Origin of the sequence: Ralstonia sp. OTU4908, assembly GCF_038440115.1 — a bacterium.
Taxonomy (GTDB): Bacteria; Pseudomonadota; Gammaproteobacteria; order Burkholderiales; family Burkholderiaceae; genus Ralstonia; species Ralstonia pickettii.
Window position 1 is genome coordinate 70,548 of record NZ_JASATD010000018.1, and the last position, 17,702, is coordinate 88,249.

At 65.2% G+C, this 17,702-nt stretch carries 19 protein-coding genes; 6 read left to right on the top strand and 13 right to left on the bottom strand.

Features of this window, described 5'->3' with window-relative positions; all coding sequences use genetic code 11:
• Window positions 1–72: 72 nt before the first annotated feature.
• From AAHM38_RS16310 to AAHM38_RS16360, 11 genes are all read right to left on the bottom strand, one after another.
• Entirely contained in the window at window positions 73–1,116 is a 1,044-nt protein-coding gene (locus AAHM38_RS16310; protein WP_009239029.1) for an SGNH/GDSL hydrolase family protein, read from the bottom strand.
• Between the two features lie 145 nt (window positions 1,117–1,261).
• A complete protein-coding gene (locus AAHM38_RS16315; protein ID WP_116576774.1) occupies window positions 1,262–2,275 on the bottom strand; it encodes an L-threonylcarbamoyladenylate synthase in 1,014 nt (337 codons plus the stop codon).
• Window positions 2,276–2,288: 13 nt separating this feature from the next.
• Window positions 2,289–3,524 (bottom strand): 5-(carboxyamino)imidazole ribonucleotide synthase, encoded by a 1,236-nt coding sequence (locus AAHM38_RS16320; RefSeq protein WP_116576773.1) that lies wholly within the window; start codon window positions 3,522–3,524, stop codon window positions 2,289–2,291.
• Window positions 3,525–3,543: 19 nt separating this feature from the next.
• On the bottom strand, window positions 3,544–4,053 hold the full coding sequence (purE, locus tag AAHM38_RS16325; protein WP_012761264.1) for a 5-(carboxyamino)imidazole ribonucleotide mutase: 510 nt from the start codon (window positions 4,051–4,053) through the stop codon (window positions 3,544–3,546).
• 15 nt (window positions 4,054–4,068) lie between these two features.
• On the bottom strand, window positions 4,069–4,992 hold the full coding sequence (locus tag AAHM38_RS16330) for a phosphoribosylaminoimidazolesuccinocarboxamide synthase (protein WP_012761263.1): 924 nt from the start codon (window positions 4,990–4,992) through the stop codon (window positions 4,069–4,071).
• Between the two features lie 136 nt (window positions 4,993–5,128).
• Window positions 5,129–6,193 carry a class II fructose-bisphosphate aldolase gene (gene fba / locus AAHM38_RS16335; protein ID WP_116576772.1) on the bottom strand — a complete coding sequence of 355 codons (1,065 nt, stop codon included), beginning with the start codon at window positions 6,191–6,193 and terminating at the stop codon, window positions 5,129–5,131.
• 87 nt (window positions 6,194–6,280) lie between these two features.
• Window positions 6,281–7,720 (bottom strand): pyruvate kinase, encoded by a 1,440-nt coding sequence (gene pyk / locus AAHM38_RS16340; RefSeq protein ID WP_116576771.1) that lies wholly within the window; start codon window positions 7,718–7,720, stop codon window positions 6,281–6,283.
• 49 nt (window positions 7,721–7,769) lie between these two features.
• Window positions 7,770–8,981, bottom strand: coding sequence for a phosphoglycerate kinase (locus AAHM38_RS16345; protein ID WP_116576770.1), 1,212 nt, complete (start codon window positions 8,979–8,981; stop codon window positions 7,770–7,772).
• A gap of 119 nt (window positions 8,982–9,100) precedes the next feature.
• Window positions 9,101–9,997 (bottom strand): EamA family transporter RarD, encoded by an 897-nt coding sequence (gene rarD, locus AAHM38_RS16350; RefSeq protein ID WP_116576813.1) that lies wholly within the window; start codon window positions 9,995–9,997, stop codon window positions 9,101–9,103.
• A gap of 2 nt (window positions 9,998–9,999) precedes the next feature.
• Window positions 10,000–10,323, bottom strand: coding sequence for an AzlD domain-containing protein (locus tag AAHM38_RS16355; protein ID WP_116576769.1), 324 nt, complete (start codon window positions 10,321–10,323; stop codon window positions 10,000–10,002).
• Window positions 10,320–11,114 carry an AzlC family ABC transporter permease gene (locus tag AAHM38_RS16360; RefSeq protein ID WP_116576768.1) on the bottom strand — a complete coding sequence of 265 codons (795 nt, stop codon included), beginning with the start codon at window positions 11,112–11,114 and terminating at the stop codon, window positions 10,320–10,322. The genes AAHM38_RS16355 and AAHM38_RS16360 overlap by 4 nt, the downstream gene beginning before the upstream one ends.
• A gap of 327 nt (window positions 11,115–11,441) precedes the next feature.
• On the opposite strand from AAHM38_RS16360, the gene AAHM38_RS16365 reads away from it, so the two are divergent.
• From AAHM38_RS16365 to AAHM38_RS16385, 5 genes are read left to right on the top strand one after another with little or no spacing between them, the layout of a single operon-like run.
• A complete protein-coding gene (locus AAHM38_RS16365; RefSeq protein ID WP_004636130.1) occupies window positions 11,442–11,639 on the top strand; it encodes a zinc-finger domain-containing protein in 198 nt (65 codons plus the stop codon).
• A gap of 49 nt (window positions 11,640–11,688) precedes the next feature.
• Window positions 11,689–12,714, top strand: coding sequence for a lipopolysaccharide heptosyltransferase II (gene waaF, locus AAHM38_RS16370; protein WP_065856816.1), 1,026 nt, complete (start codon window positions 11,689–11,691; stop codon window positions 12,712–12,714).
• A 25-nt stretch (window positions 12,715–12,739) separates the two neighbouring features.
• A complete protein-coding gene (locus AAHM38_RS16375; protein ID WP_009239042.1) occupies window positions 12,740–13,180 on the top strand; it encodes a YybH family protein in 441 nt (146 codons plus the stop codon).
• Between the two features lie 34 nt (window positions 13,181–13,214).
• Entirely contained in the window at window positions 13,215–14,291 is a 1,077-nt protein-coding gene (locus tag AAHM38_RS16380) for a YheT family hydrolase (RefSeq protein WP_116576767.1), read from the top strand.
• On the top strand, window positions 14,284–14,865 hold the full coding sequence (locus AAHM38_RS16385; RefSeq protein ID WP_116576766.1) for a DUF2946 family protein: 582 nt from the start codon (window positions 14,284–14,286) through the stop codon (window positions 14,863–14,865). Before AAHM38_RS16380 ends, AAHM38_RS16385 begins: the two co-directional genes overlap by 8 nt.
• Before the next feature lie 20 nt (window positions 14,866–14,885).
• Here the strand turns inward: AAHM38_RS16385 and AAHM38_RS16390 are convergent, their stop codons facing one another.
• The gene (locus AAHM38_RS16390) at window positions 14,886–16,589 is read right to left on the bottom strand and encodes a beta-barrel assembly-enhancing protease (protein WP_116576765.1); all 1,704 of its coding nucleotides are present in this window, start codon (window positions 16,587–16,589) and stop codon (window positions 14,886–14,888) included.
• Between the two features lie 105 nt (window positions 16,590–16,694).
• Between AAHM38_RS16390 and moaC the strand changes: the two genes are divergently transcribed.
• The gene (moaC, locus tag AAHM38_RS16395; RefSeq protein WP_116576764.1) at window positions 16,695–17,171 is read left to right on the top strand and encodes a cyclic pyranopterin monophosphate synthase MoaC; all 477 of its coding nucleotides are present in this window, start codon (window positions 16,695–16,697) and stop codon (window positions 17,169–17,171) included.
• A 65-nt stretch (window positions 17,172–17,236) separates the two neighbouring features.
• On the opposite strand, the gene AAHM38_RS16400 is transcribed toward moaC, so the two are convergent.
• Window positions 17,237–17,701, bottom strand: coding sequence for a pilin (locus AAHM38_RS16400; protein ID WP_342234299.1), 465 nt, complete (start codon window positions 17,699–17,701; stop codon window positions 17,237–17,239).
• Window position 17,702: the final 1 nt, after the last annotated feature.

A 17,702-nucleotide genomic window follows, 5' to 3' on the forward strand; every position in this document is an offset into this window, starting at 1 on the left:
CGCCAAGTCGACGCCATCGCTACAAACAAAAACGCCCGCTTCGCGCGGGCGTTGTGGCTTGGTGAGGCTCGATCAGTGCGTCACACCGTCCGCCAGCAGCCGTTGCAGCACGTTGCTGGAGATCAGGCGATGCCCGCCCGTGGTGGGGTGCACCCCGTCGGCGAACAGGTAGGACGTGTCTGCACCTGCGGTCACCAACGTGTTGGCGGAGCAGAACAGCGAGCTGCCGCCAGCACCCGGGACGAGCGTGTTGATCTTGGTCGCATCGCAAGCCGGCACACTGGTATTGCTGAAACCGAACGTCGCACCGTTCTGAATCACGGCCGTCAATTGCGAATTGAAGTCGATCACACGGGCACCGGTACCGGCAAGCCCAGCCTGCAGCGTGGTGTTGAACGCGCCCACCAGCGCATGCAGCAATGCCTGGCCTGCCGCACCGCCCGCCACGCCCTGCGGCGTCAGGCTGCTGTCGGGCAGGTTGAACACGTAGAGCTGCGTCGCGTTCTTGCTGATCATGTCCTTGACGTAACCGACCAGATCAGTCGCCGCCTGCTGAACTTGAGCGGTGGCGATGGCAGGCGTCACACCCGAGTTGGGTGTCGCCACGGCGGCTGCCCAATAGAAGATGTCGTTGTTGCCGCCAAAGACGAACACCACGTCGTTGTTGCCGTTGAACGTGTTGTTGCTGGCCGAGTAGAAGTTGGCGAGCTGCTGCTTGACCGGATACGTGAGCGCCCCGGCGCCACCGTTGTGGCCGATACCGTTCGGGTCGGTCACGCGCGAACCGCCTTGCGCGTAGTCGAAGCAACCAGGTTTCGGGCAGTTCTGCACCGAGTTGGCATAACCCATCACGGCCGGCGTAAGGGCCACACCGAGTTGCGCCGCCACCGTTTCCGCCCAGACCGGGCCAGGGTTGGTGGTGAACTTGCCGCCGCCCACGGCAGCCGCTGCCGGCGTGTAGGTGCCGGCATCGCTCAGGCTGTCGCCGAACACCACCATGCGCTGCACTTTGGCGACGTTGGGGTTGCCGCTCTGATCGCTTTCGCCGCCGCAAGCGGCCAGGCCCAAGGCCAGGGTCGCCGATGCGACGACGCCCATCCATTGACGCAACTTCATGATGTCTGTCTCCCGTGTGGAATTTTTATGGTCAGTGGTGCCGCGGTGCGTAACCTCGCCGTGCGCGTTTGAAGCACGCGGAACGACACAACGCCCAAGTGTAGCGAGGTTGCCGGGCACACGGCGAACGCGCGGCCCGTAAGAATTAGAGGTCCGTCTCGAACGCGGCGGCCGCGCGACGCAGGCGGTCGTTGACAGCCGCCCAGGCGGGCGTATCGGCTAGGGTTTCCACCCAGATGGCGTCATAACCGCCGCGGTCGAGTTCGCGCAACAGCGCGTAGAGCGCGTTGGCATAGGCGGCGGGCGTGGCGGGGGCGACGCGCTGGTCGCAGCCGTCACGCAGTGCCACGGGGGTACCGAGCCACACGATGCGTTTGTCTGCAGGCAGTGCAGCCAGGCGTGCAGGCACATCGGCGGCCGACAGCAGATACAACGGCGTGCGCGGCGCGTAATGCGCCTTCAGCGTGCCCGAAGCGCGCGGCGCAGCGGCATCGGGAGCCGCCGGCAGTTCGCCGGTCACGCGCTCGATGTCCTCAGGCGTGATAGCGCCCGGGCGCAGCAGCACGGGGCCAATGCCCTGATCCAGCCGCGAGAGATCGATGATGGTCGATTCGATGCCCACGTCCACGCCGTCACCTTCGAGCACGAAGACGGCATCACCGAATTCGTCCCGCACGTGCTGCGCGGTGGTCGGGCTGACCTGGCCGAACTTGTTGGCCGACGGCGCCGCAATGCCGCCGCGTCCGCGCTTGAAGCGCGAGAGCAACGCCTGCGCCACCGGGTGCGACGGGCAACGCAGCCCGATGCTGTCCTGCCCGCCTGCCACGGCGGCCGGAATGTGCGGCGCACGTTTCAGGATCAGCGTCAGCGGCCCTGGCCAGAAGGCTTCGATGAGTTGCAGTGCGATGCCGGGCACATCGTCGGCCCAATAGGAAATATCGGCGCCATCCACCACGTGCACGATCACGGGGTGATTGGAGGGCCGGCCCTTGGCCGCGTAGATCTTGGCGATGGCCTGCGGGTTTTCGGCATCGGCGCCCAGCCCATACACGGTCTCGGTCGGAAAGGCGACCAGCTCGCCTGCCTCCAGCCTGCGCGCGGCCTCATCGAGGCGCTCAGCGGAAGGCATGTTGTAGGGCGATGTGGTCCGATACGGCATGGGCGGCTCGTCTTTAGTCCGACTGCAGGCCGAGCACGTGTGCGGCGTGGCGGAACGCCTCGTCCACCACTTCTGGCGAGGTGCCGACGCAGTTCACGTGGCCCATCTTGCGGCCCGGCCGCGCATCGGCCTTGCCATACAGGTGGACCTTCGCACCGCTGTGGCCCATCACTTCGTGCCACGCGGGCGTACGTTCCAGGCCGTATTCAAACCACACGTCGCCCAGCACATTCAGCATGCGCCCCGGCGAGTGCTGCCGCGTGCTGCCCAGCGGCAGGCGGGCCATGGCGCGCACCTGTTGCTCGAACTGGCTCGTCTCGCACACATCCATGGTGATATGACCGGAGTTGTGCGGGCGCGGCGCCATTTCGTTGGCGACCAGCGAGCCGTCCTGCAGCACGAAGAACTCGATGCACAGCACGCCGACGTAGCCCATCTCTTCGGCGATCATCGCGGCGGCGGCGCGGGTGCGCGTGGCAATGTCGTCCGACACGCTGCGCGACGGCATGATCGTTGAGAACAGGATGCCGTCACGGTGCACGTTCTCGGCCAGCGGCCAGGTGGCCGTGCTGCCATCGGCACCGCGCGCGGCCAGCACAGACACCTCGTAGGCCAGCGGCAGCATCTTCTCCAGCACGCACGGCACGTGCTGCATGGCGCCCCAGGCGGCGCGCAACTCTTCAATCGTCGAGACACGCGCCTGGCCCTTGCCGTCGTACCCCATGCGGGCAATCTTCAGGATGCCGGGCAGCAGGTCGGCGGGCAGTTGTTCGATGTCGGCTTCATGCTCGATCACCCAGCTCGGTGCGGGGTGGATGCCCGTGCGTGCGGCGCACAGCGCGAAGAATTTTTTCTCGGCGATGCGGTTCTGCGCGATCGAGACGCAGTTGGCACGCGGCGCCACGAACGCGCCGAGTTGCTCCAGACGATCGAGCGCCTGCGCCGGCACGTTCTCGAATTCGGTGGTGACGGCCGGGCACAGTGCAGCCATCTCAGCCAATGCGGCTTCGTCGGTATAGCCGGCGCACAGATGGCGCTCAGCGATGGTGCCGGCCGGGCTGTTCGGATCCGGATCAAGCACACAGACCTTATAGCCCATGGCCTGCGCGGCGTGCGTGAACATGCGGCCGAGCTGGCCGCCGCCGAGCATGCCAAGCCAGGCATCGGGCAGGATCGCGTTGGGAACGTTCAGCGCGCGGGATTCCGCGGTGTGGGCTTGCGCCAGGCGCGGGTTCAGGTCGTCGGCCATGAATCGGGTCGTAGGTTACTTAGGCGCCGTGCACAGGGAGCGTCATGCCGCGTGCGACTTCGGTCTGCTGGGCGCGGAAGGCTTCGAGCTTGTCGGCGAGCGCCGAATCGGTGGTGGCGATGGTGGCGATGGCGGCCAGCGCTGCGTTGGCGGCACCGGCTTCGCCAATGGCGAAAGTCGACACCGGAATGCCCTTGGGCATCTGCACGATGGAGAGCAGCGAGTCTTCGCCGCGCAGGTACTTGGACGGCACCGGCACGCCGAACACCGGCACGATCGTCTTCGCGGCGATCATGCCTGGCAGGTGCGCCGCCCCGCCCGCGCCAGCGATGATGGCGCGCAAACCGCGGCCGCGTGCGGCTTCAGCGTAGCGAAACATGTCGTCCGGCATGCGGTGCGCCGAGACGACCTGCGCCTCGAACGGAATCCCGAACTGCGTGAGCATGTCGACGGCGTGGCGCATCACCTCCCAGTCGGAGCTGGAGCCCATCACCACGCCAACGAGCGGAGCGGATTGCTGTGCGGTCATTGTCATCGCTCCGGTTTAACGCAGGGATTCACCGGTCAGGCGGGTCAGCGCTTCGCGGTATTTGTCAGCGGTTTTTTCGATGACGTCGGCAGGAAGCTGCGGCGCCGGCGCGGTCTTCGACCACGGCTTGCCGTCGATGCGCACGGCTTCGAGCCAGTCGCGCACGAACTGCTTGTCGAACGACGGCGGGTTGGTGCCGACCTGGTACGAATCGGCGGGCCAGAAGCGCGACGAATCTGCGGTGAGCGCTTCATCCATCAGCGTGAGCGTGCCGTTCTCATCCAGACCGAATTCGAACTTGGTGTCGGCGATGATGATGCCGCGCGTGGCGGCAAAGTCGGAGGCTTCCTTGTACAGGCGGATGCTCACGTCGCGGATCTGCGCGGCGAGGTCCGGGCCAATGCGGCGCTCGACTTCATCGAACGAGATGTTCTCGTCGTGCTCGCCCATCTCGGCCTTGGCGGCGGGGGTGAAGATCGGCTCGGGCAGCTTCTGCGCGTTCTGCAGGCCGGGGGCCAGATGCACACCGCAGACGGCGCCGGTGGCCTGGTAATCCTTCCAGCCGCTGCCGGCCAGGTAACCGCGCACCACGGCTTCCACCAGGATCGGCTTCAGACGCTTGACCACAATGGCGCGGCCGCGCACCTGGTCGACTTCGTCCGGGGCCACCACGGTTTCCGGGGCGATGCCCGTCTCGTGCGTCGGCACGATGTGGCGCAGCTTGTTGAACCAGAAATCCGACATCTGCGCGAGCACACGGCCCTTGTCCGGAATCGGCTGGCCGAGAATCACGTCAAACGCCGACAGGCGGTCGGTGGTGACCATCAGCAGCTTGTCGTCGCCGACAGCGTAGTTCTCGCGCACCTTGCCACGGCCGAGCAACGGCAGGCTGGTGATCGACGATTCGTAAAGGGCGGAGGATGCAGGGGTGGCGGACACGGCGGAACCCGGGAGGAGATAAGAAAACGTGGAAGGCCAGCATTATACGTGGCCCATGGGTGGCCCATAAGATGGCCCATGCAATGCAAAACGGCTGGCGCAGTGCCAGCCGTTTGCTAGATGTGACGCAAAATGCTTATTGCACCACTTGCGCCAGATCGCCGCTTTGGTACTTCTGCGCCATCACGGACAGGCTAATGGGCTTGATCTTGCCGGCCTGACCTTCGCAGCCGAACTGGATATAGCGCGCCTTGCAGATTTGCTTGGCGGCTTCGCGCGCCGGCTTGAGCCATTCGCGGGCGTCGAACTTGTCCGGGTTTTCGGCCAGGAACTTGCGCACCGCGCCCGTCATTGCCAAGCGGATGTCGGTGTCGATGTTGATCTTGCGCACGCCGTACTTGATGGCTTCCTGGATTTCCTCGACGGGCACGCCGTAGGTTTCCTTCATCTTGCCGCCGTACTGGTTGATGATGGCCAGCAGTTCTTGCGGCACGCTCGACGAGCCGTGCATCACCAGATGGGTGTTCGGGATACGCGCGTGGATTTCCTTCACGCGGCTGATGGCCAGGATGTCGCCCGTGGGCTTGCGCGTGAACTTGTAGGCGCCGTGGCTGGTGCCGATGGCGATGGCCAGCGCGTCAAGCTGGGTGGCCTTGACGAACTGCGCCGCTTCTTCCGGATCGGTCAGCAGGGCCGAGTGGTCGAGCTTGCCCTCGGCGCCAATGCCGTCTTCCTCGCCGGCCATGCCGGTTTCCAGCGAACCCAGACAGCCCAGCTCGCCTTCAACCGTCACACCAACCTTGTGGGCCATCTCGACCACGCGGCGCGTCACGTCGACGTTGTAGTCGAAATCAGCCGGCGTCTTGCCGTCTTCGCGCAGCGAGCCGTCCATCATCACCGAGCCGAAGCCCAGGTCGATGGCGCCCTGGCAGATGGCCGGGCTTTGGCCGTGATCCTGGTGCATGACCAGCGGGATCTCCGGATAAGCCTCGACAGCGGCCTGGATCAGGTGCTTGATGAACGATTCGCCGGCGTATTTGCGGGCGCCTGCGCTGGCTTGCAGGATGACGGGTGCGCCGGCTTCCTTGGCGGCTTCCATCACGGCCTGGACTTGTTCCAGGTTGTTCACGTTGAATGCCGGCAGGCCGTAGCCGTTTTCAGCGGCGTGGTCCAGCAGTTGGCGCATCGAGACGAGTGGCATGGTTTTCTCCTATGGATCGATCTGTATTCGGTCTCAGGAACGCGTGGGCATCTGAAATACGTAGCAAACGGCGTTCCGTCGTGGGCGTCAGTGCATGCCGACGCGAACAATCTTGAGCGTATTGGTGCCGCCGGCCTGGCCCATCGGCTCGCCGACGGTGAGGACGATGAAGTCGCCACGCTGCACGACGCCGCGCGCGACCAGCAGTTCTTCGGCCTGGTGCAGGGCTTCGTCGCGATCGGCGCTGTTGGCCAGCGGCAGCGACTGCACGTTGCGGTACAGGGCCATCTTGCGTTGCGAGGCCACGTTGGGCGTCATCGCATAAATGGGGATGTTGATGCCGTGGCGGCTCATCCACAGCGCCGTCGCGCCGGAATCGGTGAGCGCGGCAATCGCCTTGACCTGCAGGTGGTGCGCCGTGAACAGCGCGCCCATGGCAATCGACTGGTCGATACGGCTGAAGGTCTGGTCGAGGAAGTCTGCATCCAGATGCACGGTTTGCGACTTCTCGGCTTCGACGCAGATGGCAGCCATGGCTTCGATGGTCTCGACGGGGTAGCGGCCGGCGGCGGTTTCCGCCGACAGCATCACGGCATCGGTACCGTCGAGCACGGCGTTGGCGACGTCCGACACCTCGGCGCGCGTCGGCACCGGATTGACGATCATCGATTCCATCATCTGCGTGGCGGTGATGGCCAGCTTATTGTTTTCCCGGGCAAGCTTGATCATGCGCTTCTGCAGCGCCGGCACGGCCGCGTTGCCCACTTCCACGGCCAGGTCGCCACGCGCGACCATGATGCCGTCGGAGGCGGCCAGGATCTCTTCGAGCACGCCCGGGCGGATGGCCTCGGCACGCTCGATCTTGGCGATCATGCGGGTCTTGTGGCTGTGGGGTGCGCCGGCCACGGCGGCCAACTGGCGCGCCATTTCCATGTCGGTCGCGTTCTTGGGGAAGCTGACCGCAACGTAATCGGCGCCCAGCGCCATCGCGGTCTTGATGTCTTCCATGTCCTTGGCGGTCAGCGCCGGCGCCGACAAGCCGCCGCCCTGGCGGTTGATGCCCTTGTTGTTGGACAGATCGCCGCCGATTTTGACGATGGTCTCGATCTCTTCACCCACCACGCGCTCGACCTGCAACACGATCAGCCCATCGTTGAGCAGCAGCAGATCGCCCGGGCCAACGTCGCGCGGCAGTTCCTTGTAGTCGAGGCCGACGCGCTCCTGGTTGCCCAGCTCGCAGCGGGCGTCGAGCGTGAAGCGATCACCCGGCTCGAGCGTGATCTTGCCGTTCTCGAACTTGCCAACGCGGATCTTCGGGCCCTGCAGGTCGGCCATGATGGCCACCTCGCGGCCGACCGAACGCGCCACTTCGCGCACGAGCTGCGCACGATCGATGTGATCCTGCGCCGCGCCGTGCGAGAAGTTCAGCCGCACCACATCGACCCCCGCGGCAATCATGCGGGTCAGGACTTCCTGCGTGCTGGACGCGGGGCCGAGCGTTGCGACGATCTTGGTAGCGCGGGTCATGGGCGGCGGTGTCTCGTTGTTGTGGTGGGGATGTTGGAGGCGCTTGCGCTCAGGCCACAGCGGCCTGGTTCTGCGCGCGTTGTTCCAGGATTTCGACGGCCGGCAGCGTCTTGCCTTCCAGGAATTCCAGGAACGCACCGCCGCCAGTGGAGATATAGCCCACCTTGTCGGCGATGTTGTACTTGGCGATGGCAGCCAGCGTGTCGCCGCCGCCCGCAATCGAGAAACCCGACGAGGCAGCAATCGCCTCGGCCAGCACCTTGGTGCCATTGCCGAACTGGTCGAATTCGAACACGCCGACCGGACCGTTCCAGACGATGGTGCCGGCGCTCTTCAGTTGTTCGGCCAGTTGCGCAGCCGTCTTCGGGCCGATGTCGAGGATCATGTCGTCGTCGGCCACATCGGCCACGTCCTTGACGGTAGCGACCGCGGTGGCGCTGAATTCCTTGGCGCACACCACGTCGACGGGGATGGGCACCGACGCGCCGCGCGCCGCCAGCATCTCGATGATGGCCTTGGCATCGCCCACGAGGTCGGCTTCCGCCAGCGATTTGCCGATCTTCAGACCGGCAGCGAGCATGAACGTGTTGGCAATGCCGCCGCCGACGATCAGGTTGTCCACCTTGTCAGCCAGCGACTTCAGGATGGTCAGCTTGGTCGACACCTTCGAGCCCGCCACAATGGCCACCAGCGGACGTGCCGGCTGGCCCAGCGCCTTGCCCAGCGCATCCAGCTCGGCGGCCAGCAGCGGGCCGGCGCAGGCGATGGGTGCGAACTTGGCGATGCCGTGTGTGGTGGCTTCCGCGCGGTGGGCGGTGCCGAAGGCGTCGTTGACATAGACGTCGCACAGCTTGGCCATTTTCTGGGCCAGTTCGTCGCTGTTCTTCTTCTCACCCTTGTTCACGCGGCAGTTTTCCAGCAGCACGACCTGGCCGGGCGCGACATCCACGCCATCCACCCAGTTCTGGACGAGCTTGACGTCACGGCCCAACAGTTCGGACAGACGCTTGGCCACCGGCGCGAGCGAGTCTTCCGGCTTGAATTCGCCCTCGGTCGGACGGCCCAGGTGTGAGGTCACCATGACGGCGGCACCGGCGTCCAGCGCGGCTTTGACGGCCGGCACGGAAGCACGGATGCGCGTGTCTTCGGTGATGTTGCCGGCATCGTCTTGCGGCACGTTGAGGTCGGCGCGGATGAACACGCGCTTACCGGCAAGCTTTCCTTCGGAGATGAGATCGGACAGACGCAGGACGTGAGGCATGGCAGCTTCGGAAGAAATCGCGGAAAACAACGATTTTACCCGATGCGCCTGGTCAAAACGTGCGTTTCTCGGCGGAGTCCTCCGGCCTCGGTCGTCTTGCCGAGGCCGATTGGCGGGGACTATGCCGGCACCAGCGTACGACGCCGCAGGCGCATCCAGCTTTCGGCCGAATACACGGCAAGACCCGCCCAGATCAGCACATAGCCCGCCACCTTGGGCCCCGCAAATGGCTCGTTGTAGAGCCATACGCCCAGCAGCAGTTGCAGCGTTGGGCTCACGTATTGCAGCAAACCCAGCAGCGACAGCGGAATCCGCCGCGCGCCGGCGCCAAACAGCAGCAGCGGCAGCGCCGTCAGCGGGCCGGCCAGCCCCAGCAGCCACTGCGTGCCCGGCGACGCGGCCAGGAAGGCGTTCTGATGCTGCGAAGCCAGCCAGCCGAGATAGGCCAGCGCCAGCGGGAACAGCAGCAACGTCTCCAGCGTCAGCCCTTCCAGCGCGCCCAGCGGCGAGGTCTTGCGCAGCAGGCCGTAGAGCCCGAATGAGAACGCCAGCGCCAGGGCAATCCACGGCAGCGTGCCGGCCTGCCAGGTCAGCCACGCCACGCCGGCTGCCGCCAGCGCCACCGACACCCACTGCACCGGCCGCAGCCGCTCGCCCAGCACCAGCGCGGCGAGCATCACCACCACGAGCGGGTTAATGAAATAGCCCAGGCTGGCTTCGAGCACATGGTCGTGGTTGACGGCCCAGATGTAGGTCAGCCAGTTGGCGGCCAACAGGCTGGTGCTGGCGGCATAGCGCCCCACCACCCGCGGTTGCTTGCGCAGCGCCCACAACCAGGCGCCGTGCCGCTTCACGAGCAGGATCACCACCATCACCGCCAATGACCAGATCACCCGGTGCGAGAGAATCTCGATCGGCGACACCGCCTTGAGCAGCTTGAAGTACAGCGGAAAGAGGCCCCACATCGTGTAGGCCAGAAACGCGAAGATCACACCGTTGCGATTGGAGCCCGACATGTTCATCCCCAGAGACGCAGCACGGTAAAGACCCCCATGCCGACGAAGATCATGCCGAGCATGCGCCGCGTCGCCACGTAGAACGCGGTGGCGGCAACGCCAGCCATCAGGCGCGGGTTGGTCCAGCTCGCGTCAAAGTGCCCGTGATTCCAGAGCAGGTCGGGCAGGACGATGGCGACGAGCGCGGCAGCCGGCGCAAAGCGCAGCGCGTGCTGCACGCGGGTGGGCAGGGTCATGCGGTTGCCCACGATCAGGAACAACGAGCGCGTGACGATCGTCACCACGGTCATGCCGGCAATGACAACCCAGATTTCGAGCGCGCTCATGCATCGTCCTCGTCAATTGCGGCCTGCGCGGCCCGTCGGCGCTGCCACTGCAGGCGCGCGGCGGCTTCGTCCGCAGCCAGGCCGGCGGCCATCGCACCCGTAACGGCAATCACGAGGCTCAATCGATACGGCAGCTTGAAGGCAACCAGCGCCAGCACCGCCGCCACAGCCACCGCCATGAGGGTGGCACGGCTACGAATGGTCGACACCATGACAGGAATCAGCGCGAGCGTCCCGGCCAGCGCCAGGCCCCACGCATCAGGAAACAGGCTCGCCGCAACGATGCCCACGATGGACGACACCTGCCAGCCAACGAAGCTCAGCAGCACCATGCCCCAGTAATAGCCCTCCTTGCCCGCCTGCGGCGCGGCCGAGGGGTACTGCTGGGTAAACAGCACGAACGGCAGATCGCCATTGAATACGCCCAGAACCACGCGCCGCATGAACGGCAGGTGTCCGAAATGCTGCATCAGCCCGGCGCTGAAGATGATGAAGCGCACATTCACGATGAACGCCGTCAGCAGCGCCGTCCAGATCGGCAACCCCGCCGCCAGCAGCGGTAGCACCGCCAACTGCGACGACCCCGCATACACGAAGATCGTCATGCCGATGGCCTGCGGGATGGTCAACACCGACTTGCTCATCGCCACGCCCGTCACCAAGCCCCAGGCGAGCACTGGCGGCATCGACGGCATATAGGCGCGCACCCCGGCAAAGAAGCCCGCACGTTCGGCCGGATCAATGGCCTCCCAGCGGCGCTGCAATGCCGCCGCCCAGCGAACTAGCGCCATGGCGCCCCCAAAAGTGGCGAATAGGCTTCTTTTTGATCAGCCGGACAAGGGCAGCCGGCAGCGCGGGCGCGCAGGAACGTCGGGGGCGACATGGGTGGCTCGAGGGAAACACACGATTATACTTTTGATGTTAAGCATCCGCTTAACGACGATGCGCCTATGCCCCGCCTATGTAGCGATTCATGCCGGGCGCCACGCACTGCAACAATCGCCGTTGGCGCGCCTGCGCCCACCCCTTACAATTTCGCCTTTGTCGGTTCTTGAACCTGCGGCCCATATCAGGGCGTGGCTGACCAGCTCAGACCGCGCCGGCATTCCTCACTCACCATGACCACGCAAACCGCACCCACGATCGAAATCGGCGCAGACGACCTGCCGTTGCACTGCCCGACCGCCAAAACGCCGGCCTGGAACTACCACCCGCGCGTGTTCCTTGACATTGCCGACACCGGCGAAGCCAAGTGCCCGTACTGCGGCACCGTCTACAAGCTGGCCCCCGGCGTTGAACTGAAGGGCCACCATTGAGCCCGATTCACCTGCAGTACCCCGGTCGCCGCACGCGCCTGGCGATTCGATGATGCGCAAGATCCTCGTCGTCGCCCCCAACTGGATCGGTGATGCGCTGATGGCGCAACCGCTGTTCGCGCAGCTCAAGGCGCGGCACCCGCGCGCGCAGATTCACGCGATCGCCCCGAAATGGGTGGCGCCCGTGCTCGCGCGCATGCCGGAAATCGCACGCGTGCTGCCCACTGATCTCGCCCACGGCAAGCTGCAGCTCGGCAGCCGCACGATGTTTGCGCAGCAGCTCAAGGGCGAAACCTTCGACGCAGCCTATGTGCTACCGAACTCGTTCAAGAGCGCGCTGATCCCGTGGCTGGCAGGCATTCCGCTGCGCATCGGCTACAAGGGCGAGTCGCGCCTGGGCGTGCTGAACGTGCGCTACCCGAATCCGCCCAAGAACGCGCGTCCGCCGATGGTGCAGCACTACGCGGCGCTGGCTTTCAAACCCCACGCCAAGCTGCCCGACACGCTGCCCGATCCGAAGCTCGACGTTGATGTGCAGCGCGTGGCCGCTACCTCGGCCAAGTTCGGCATTCCGGGCAACGCGCGGCTGATTGCCTTCTGCCCCGGGGCGGAATACGGCCCGGCCAAGCGCTGGCCGGCCGAGCATTTCGCAGAGCTGGCGCAGATGCTGCGCCGCTCGTTCCCGTACGCGCAGATCGTTGCGCTGGGTTCGGGCAAGGACCGCGAAATGGCCAACGCCATCGTCGAGCGCGCACCGTTCGTGCGCAACCTGTGCGGCGAGACCTCGCTGGATGAGGCGATCGAACTGCTCGCCCGCGCCGAGGCCGCCATCTGCAACGACTCCGGCCTGATGCACGTGACGGCTGCCCTGGGACGCCCGCAGGTGGCCGTATTCGGTTCCAGCGACCCCCGCCACACGCCGCCGCTGTCGCCCGCTGCGAGTATCATGTGGCTCCATCTGGAGTGCAGCCCGTGCTTTGCGCGCGAATGCCCGCTGGGCCACTTGCGCTGCCTGCGCGACATCGGCCCCGAGATGGTGTTTCATGAATTGCGCCGGCTGCTGCAGCCGCAGTAATACGCTCTCCTTAACGTCCACCGCCATGCCACGATTTGCCCGCCTGTTCGAAGCCGCCGAGGACATTCTCGAAGCCTATCGCGATGCGCTCAAGCGCCGCGATGCCGATGGCGCGCTCAAGCTGTGGCTCGACGAGGATTCGGTGAGCTTCATCCTGCCCGACGGCCAGCGCCTGCACGGCCACGAGCAGCTGCGCGGCTGCCTCGATGCGCTGGTCGAAAAGAACCCGGTCTGGATCGAATGCCTCTCGCAGCAGGTGCATTCGTCGCTAGGGGTGTCGATTTTCGAAGCCACGGAAGCGCTGCGCTTTTCGGCCACCGCCACCGAGGCCGATCTGTACGTTCACACGACCTACGTGCTGATGCAGAACCACGAAGGCTGGCGCATCGCCCATGTGCATTCCAGCCAGGCCGCCGAGGAACGCGTGGCTGCCTCCATCGCCAGCGTCACGCACTCTCTGCACTAAGCTGCTGCGCTGGGCGTGGCCGCCGTCTCTTTCGATGACCCATCCGTCTCGCCACGCCACCCCCCTTGAACTCAATCTGAACGCCCTGCTTGCAGGGCCGTTCGAGCCACACGCGTTCCGTTCGCCGTGGTGGCTGGTCGGCGGCAATGCGCAGACGATCGTGCCCGCGCGCCTGTGGCGCTTTCCGCGGATTGCGTATCGGCGCGAACGTTGGGACACACCCGACCACGACTTCATCGACCTGGACTGGACCACGCACGAGACCGACGCGCATGCGCCGCTGGTCGTCATGTTTCATGGTCTGGAGGGTGATTCGCGCAGCCACTATGCGCGGCTGCTGATGGACGCGCTGCGCGGCCGCCGCTGGCCCGGCGTCATTCCGCACTTTCGCGGGTGCTCGGGCGAGATGAACCTCGCGCCGCGCATGTACCACTGCGGCGATGGCGCCGAGATCGCGTGGATCCTCGAACGCCTTTACCGGACGGTTTGCCAGCCGCAGAGGCGCAAGCTGCTGGTTGTCGGCATCTCGCTGGGCGGCAACGCGCTGCTGCGCTACCTGGGCGAACACGGTACCGATGCCCGCTACGTGACGGCGGCTGCGACGGTCTCCGCACCGCTGGACATGCGGGCCGGCGGCGCCGCGTTGTCCAAGGGCTTCAACATCGTCTACACGCGCATGTTCCTGCGCACGCTCAAAGCCAAGGCCAATGCGAAGCTCGACCAGCATCCCGGCCTGTACGACCGCGACGCCATGATGGCAACGCGCACGCTGGGGCAGTTTGACAACCTCGTCACCGCGCCGCTGCACGGTTTTCGCGACGTGCTCGACTACTGGACGCGCGCCTCGTCGAAGCCCGTGCTGCGTGACGTGCGTGTGCCGGCGCTGGTGCTGAACGCGCGCAACGATCCGTTCCTGCCCGGACAGCATCTTCCCGGCGCGGCCGAGGTGTCGCCCGACATCACGCTGGACCAGCCGCTGCACGGCGGCCACGTCGGCTTCCTGCTGCGCCATGGCAAGACGGGCCGCGTCGATTGGATGCCCGCACGCGTCCTTCGCTTTTTCGATGAAGTACTGGGCCGCCAAGCCAGCGCGGAGGATGCGCATGGATGACATCGTCCGCCAGGCCATGGCCAAGTGGCCGAACGTACCGAATTGCTTTGGCTGGCTGGCGTTGGATCGGCGCGGCCAATGGCGCATGCGCAACGAATATGCGCAGGCCAACAAACTGTCCGGCGAGCCGATTCGCCACACGGCGCTCCTCGATTTCATCGTGCGCAACTACGCGCATGACGATGCCGGGCGCTGGTTCTTCCAGAACGGGCCACAGCGCGTGTTTGTCGAACTCGATTACACACCCTGGGTGGCGCGGCTGTCAGCCGATGGTGCGCCGCCAGCGTTCACGACGACCACAGGGGCTGCGTTCTCGCCCAGCGGCTGTTTTCTCGACGAGCAAGGCAGCGTGCTGCTCTCGGGTTACGTGGGCGGATTCGAAGCAGAGGAAACCATCGCAGTGCTGCACGACCACGACCTGGAGCCGTTTTCTTCCTTGGCCAATTGGCACGCAGAGGCGTGCGGAGCCGCGCTGGGAACGCTGACGCTGGGTGACCGGACATTCGACATTGAGCCGATTGCGCGCGCAGAAGTGGCAAAGCGCTATGGCTTCGTTGCACGGCCAGCGGAATAGCCTCGATAGGCCCACCGGCCCTACTTCGGCAGTGCCTTGTCTTCCGCCTTCTCTTCGCGGTATTGCCGCTCCATCTGGTGCAAGCGCGCGTCGACTTCGGATAGCGTGTAGAAATCCGCATCCCCCGCATCGCGGGCGAGCTTGAGCTGCTCCACTGCTGATCCCCACGCCCCATCCCGCGCATATTTCTCCGCCAGCGCGCGATGCTGTTCAACGCGCTTGCCCTTGTCGGCGTAGGCCCGGGCGAGCATGTCCCACCAGATCGGCTGGGCAGTGTCTTCACGGGTCTTGTCTTTCAGATACGGAATCGCGTCGTCGGTCCGGCCGGCCGAGAGCAGCGTTTGCGCATAGGTAATGCCCACCGCGCGCGACAGCGGATACGCAGCCAGCGCCGCGCGTGCCAACGTCAGCGCCTCGGGCGCACGGTTACGCGCGCGTGCCAGTTCGATGGCCGTGACGTCCAGCTCGACGCTGCCCGACGTGATGCCGGGAATGTTGCCGTACAGGCGTCGCGCTTCCTGCAGAGCTTGCTCGGCCTCATCCAGCCGCCCCGCCATCTGATTGGCAACTGCTACGCCGTACCACAGGGCCGCGCGCTTCTCCACCGGCGCGTCCGGCGCCGACGACAATTGCGAGCGCATCGCGTTGCGCACGTCGATGTAGCCGCTCGTCGACGTTTCCTGCAGCACGCGCGCACGCACCTTCGCAAAACCAAATTCCGGGCGACGCGGCTGGCGCGGATGCGGCAGGCCACGCGCGCGGTCTTCCATGTCGGCGATGCGTTCGCCGGTCAGCGGGTGGGTGCGCGCATAGCCGGGAATTACGCCGGTATCGGCAATGTTCGTGACGCGCTGCAAACGACGGAAAAAGTCCGGCATGCCGTCCGGGTTGTAGCCGGCGCCCGTGAGCAGCGTGAAACCGACGCGGTCGGCCTCGCGCTCCGCGCCACGCGAGAACGCGAGCTGGTTCGACACCGCGGCCGCCTGCCCGCCCATCGCCAGCGCCTGCGCGGCGTCCCCGCTCTTCGTGGCCGCAAGACCGGCCAGCAGAATCGACGCCAGCGCAATCCACATCGACTCGCCGGATTTATCAATGCCGCGCGCGATATGCCGCTGCAGCACGTGGCCGATTTCGTGGCCGAGCACCGACGCCAGCTCCGATTCGCTCTCGGTCGCGACCAACGTACCCGTGTTCACGCCGATGTAGCCGCCCGGCAACGCAAACGCGTTGATGCCCGGATCCCGCACCGCAAACAACTCAAAGCTCGACGCGGAGGTACTGCCCGCCACATGCTGACGGCGCGCCGCCTCGATCAGCTTGTAGCCGATGGTGTTGAGGTAATCCGTGATCAGCGGATCGGGCACGAAATCCGGATCGCGGCGGATCTGGCGCATCACGCGGTCGCCCAGGCGGCGCTCCACCTCGGGCGACAGCGACGCCGTCGACGGATCGCCCATATCGGGCAACTCGTACGTCGGCGCGTCGATGACGGTCGGCTCCTTCGGCAAATACGGCGACTGCCGGCCGATCTGCACGCTGCGATTCAGGTTGCTCTGCACCTGATCGGCAGCCGCGGCGGAACCCAACCCCGGGTTAACCGAGGCCGCCGGCGCGGACGCCGCCACCTGCGCCAGCACAGGCAACGGCAGGGGCGCCAGCCACGTCGACAACAACATAGCGGCCGTCAGCTTGCGGACGCGCGGCCGAAAAAGGGAAAGCGTCATACGGAAAGCACGGAGAGCGGAATCAGCGCGGCCACATCGCCGCAAGCCGGGTGCTTGCTATCATAAAACGCTTCGTTCCCTGCCCCGCAAAACGCGCTGTCACTCATGTCGCAACTCACCCACTTCGATTCCGCCGGACAAGCCCATATGGTCGATGTCGGCGACAAGGCCCTCACGCACCGCGTAGCGGTGGCTACCGGCACGATCCGCATGCTGCCCGAGACCTTTGCGCTGGTGCGCGATGGCAACGCCAAGAAAGGCGATGTGCTGGGGATTGCGCGCGTTGCGGCGATTCAAGGCTCCAAGCGGACTTCGGATTTGATTCCGTTGTGTCATCCGTTGGCGTTGACGAAGGTGGCGGTGGAGTTTTCCTTGGATGAGGCATCACACACCGTCCGCTGTACGGTTCGGGCGGAGACGCGTGGGCAGACCGGGGTGGAGATGGAAGCGCTAACCGCCGTGCAGGTTGGCCTGCTCACCATCTACGACATGTGTAAGGCCGTGGATCGGGGGATGGTCATAGGGGATGTTCGGCTATTGGAGAAGCATGGGGGAAAGTCGGGGGATTGGGTGGCGGGTTAGTAGATTCAATGCCCCAATGAAAAAAAAGCGTCACGAAGACGCTCCTTTCATATCAATCCTGAAAATCAACTGCATTCTGCCGGCGCGATATTCTTGGGAAGCGTCCCCCCGGTTTCCGGTTTCTCAATATCCGTACGCTTCGGCGTATCCGCCACATAGCAATCCCAGCGAATCGGCCCAGTGGGACGCTCACTCTGCGCCAAAGCAATGCCGTTTGCTGTTGGTTTCAGCACCAGAAGATTAGCGCCTTCTTTCGCAACATTGCTAGCGTACTTAATACTGATTTCACCGTTCTTTGGATTCACCTCGACGCCATTCGCAACTACATTGCGCGTGGCCACCGAATTAGGCGCAAAACCATGGCTGAGATCGCTCCCACCTGCCATGGCGTTCTCCGCCACGATCGCCTTGGCACCAGCAGCCAACGCGAGCCCTTCCGCCACGCGCGAACGGCCCATGTAGTCCTGGTAAGCCGGCATAGCAAAGGCTGCGAGAATTCCAACGATGGCAACAACGATCATCAATTCGATC

Excerpts from the sequence above, each read along its gene's own strand:
- AAHM38_RS16310 (WP_009239029.1), bottom strand. The coding sequence starts at position 1,116 with ATGAAGTTGCGTCAATGGATGGGCGTCGTCGCATCGGCGACCCTGGCC.
- AAHM38_RS16315 (WP_116576774.1), bottom strand. The coding sequence starts at position 2,275 with ATGCCGTATCGGACCACATCGCCCTACAACATGCCTTCCGCTGAGCGC.
- AAHM38_RS16320 (WP_116576773.1), bottom strand. The coding sequence starts at position 3,524 with ATGGCCGACGACCTGAACCCGCGCCTGGCGCAAGCCCACACCGCGGAA.
- purE (WP_012761264.1), bottom strand. The coding sequence starts at position 4,053 with ATGACCGCACAGCAATCCGCTCCGCTCGTTGGCGTGGTGATGGGCTCC.
- fba (WP_116576772.1), bottom strand. The coding sequence starts at position 6,193 with ATGCCACTCGTCTCGATGCGCCAACTGCTGGACCACGCCGCTGAAAAC.
- pyk (WP_116576771.1), bottom strand. The coding sequence starts at position 7,720 with ATGACCCGCGCTACCAAGATCGTCGCAACGCTCGGCCCCGCGTCCAGC.
- AAHM38_RS16345 (WP_116576770.1), bottom strand. The coding sequence starts at position 8,981 with ATGCCTCACGTCCTGCGTCTGTCCGATCTCATCTCCGAAGGAAAGCTT.
- rarD (WP_116576813.1), bottom strand. The coding sequence starts at position 9,997 with ATGTCGGGCTCCAATCGCAACGGTGTGATCTTCGCGTTTCTGGCCTAC.
- AAHM38_RS16355 (WP_116576769.1), bottom strand. The coding sequence starts at position 10,323 with ATGAGCGCGCTCGAAATCTGGGTTGTCATTGCCGGCATGACCGTGGTG.
- AAHM38_RS16360 (WP_116576768.1), bottom strand. The coding sequence starts at position 11,114 with ATGGCGCTAGTTCGCTGGGCGGCGGCATTGCAGCGCCGCTGGGAGGCC.
- AAHM38_RS16365 (WP_004636130.1), top strand. The coding sequence starts at position 11,442 with ATGACCACGCAAACCGCACCCACGATCGAAATCGGCGCAGACGACCTG.
- waaF (WP_065856816.1), top strand. The coding sequence starts at position 11,689 with ATGATGCGCAAGATCCTCGTCGTCGCCCCCAACTGGATCGGTGATGCG.
- AAHM38_RS16375 (WP_009239042.1), top strand. The coding sequence starts at position 12,740 with ATGCCACGATTTGCCCGCCTGTTCGAAGCCGCCGAGGACATTCTCGAA.
- AAHM38_RS16380 (WP_116576767.1), top strand. The coding sequence starts at position 13,215 with ATGACCCATCCGTCTCGCCACGCCACCCCCCTTGAACTCAATCTGAAC.
- AAHM38_RS16385 (WP_116576766.1), top strand. The coding sequence starts at position 14,284 with ATGGATGACATCGTCCGCCAGGCCATGGCCAAGTGGCCGAACGTACCG.
- AAHM38_RS16390 (WP_116576765.1), bottom strand. The coding sequence starts at position 16,589 with ATGACGCTTTCCCTTTTTCGGCCGCGCGTCCGCAAGCTGACGGCCGCT.
- moaC (WP_116576764.1), top strand. The coding sequence starts at position 16,695 with ATGTCGCAACTCACCCACTTCGATTCCGCCGGACAAGCCCATATGGTC.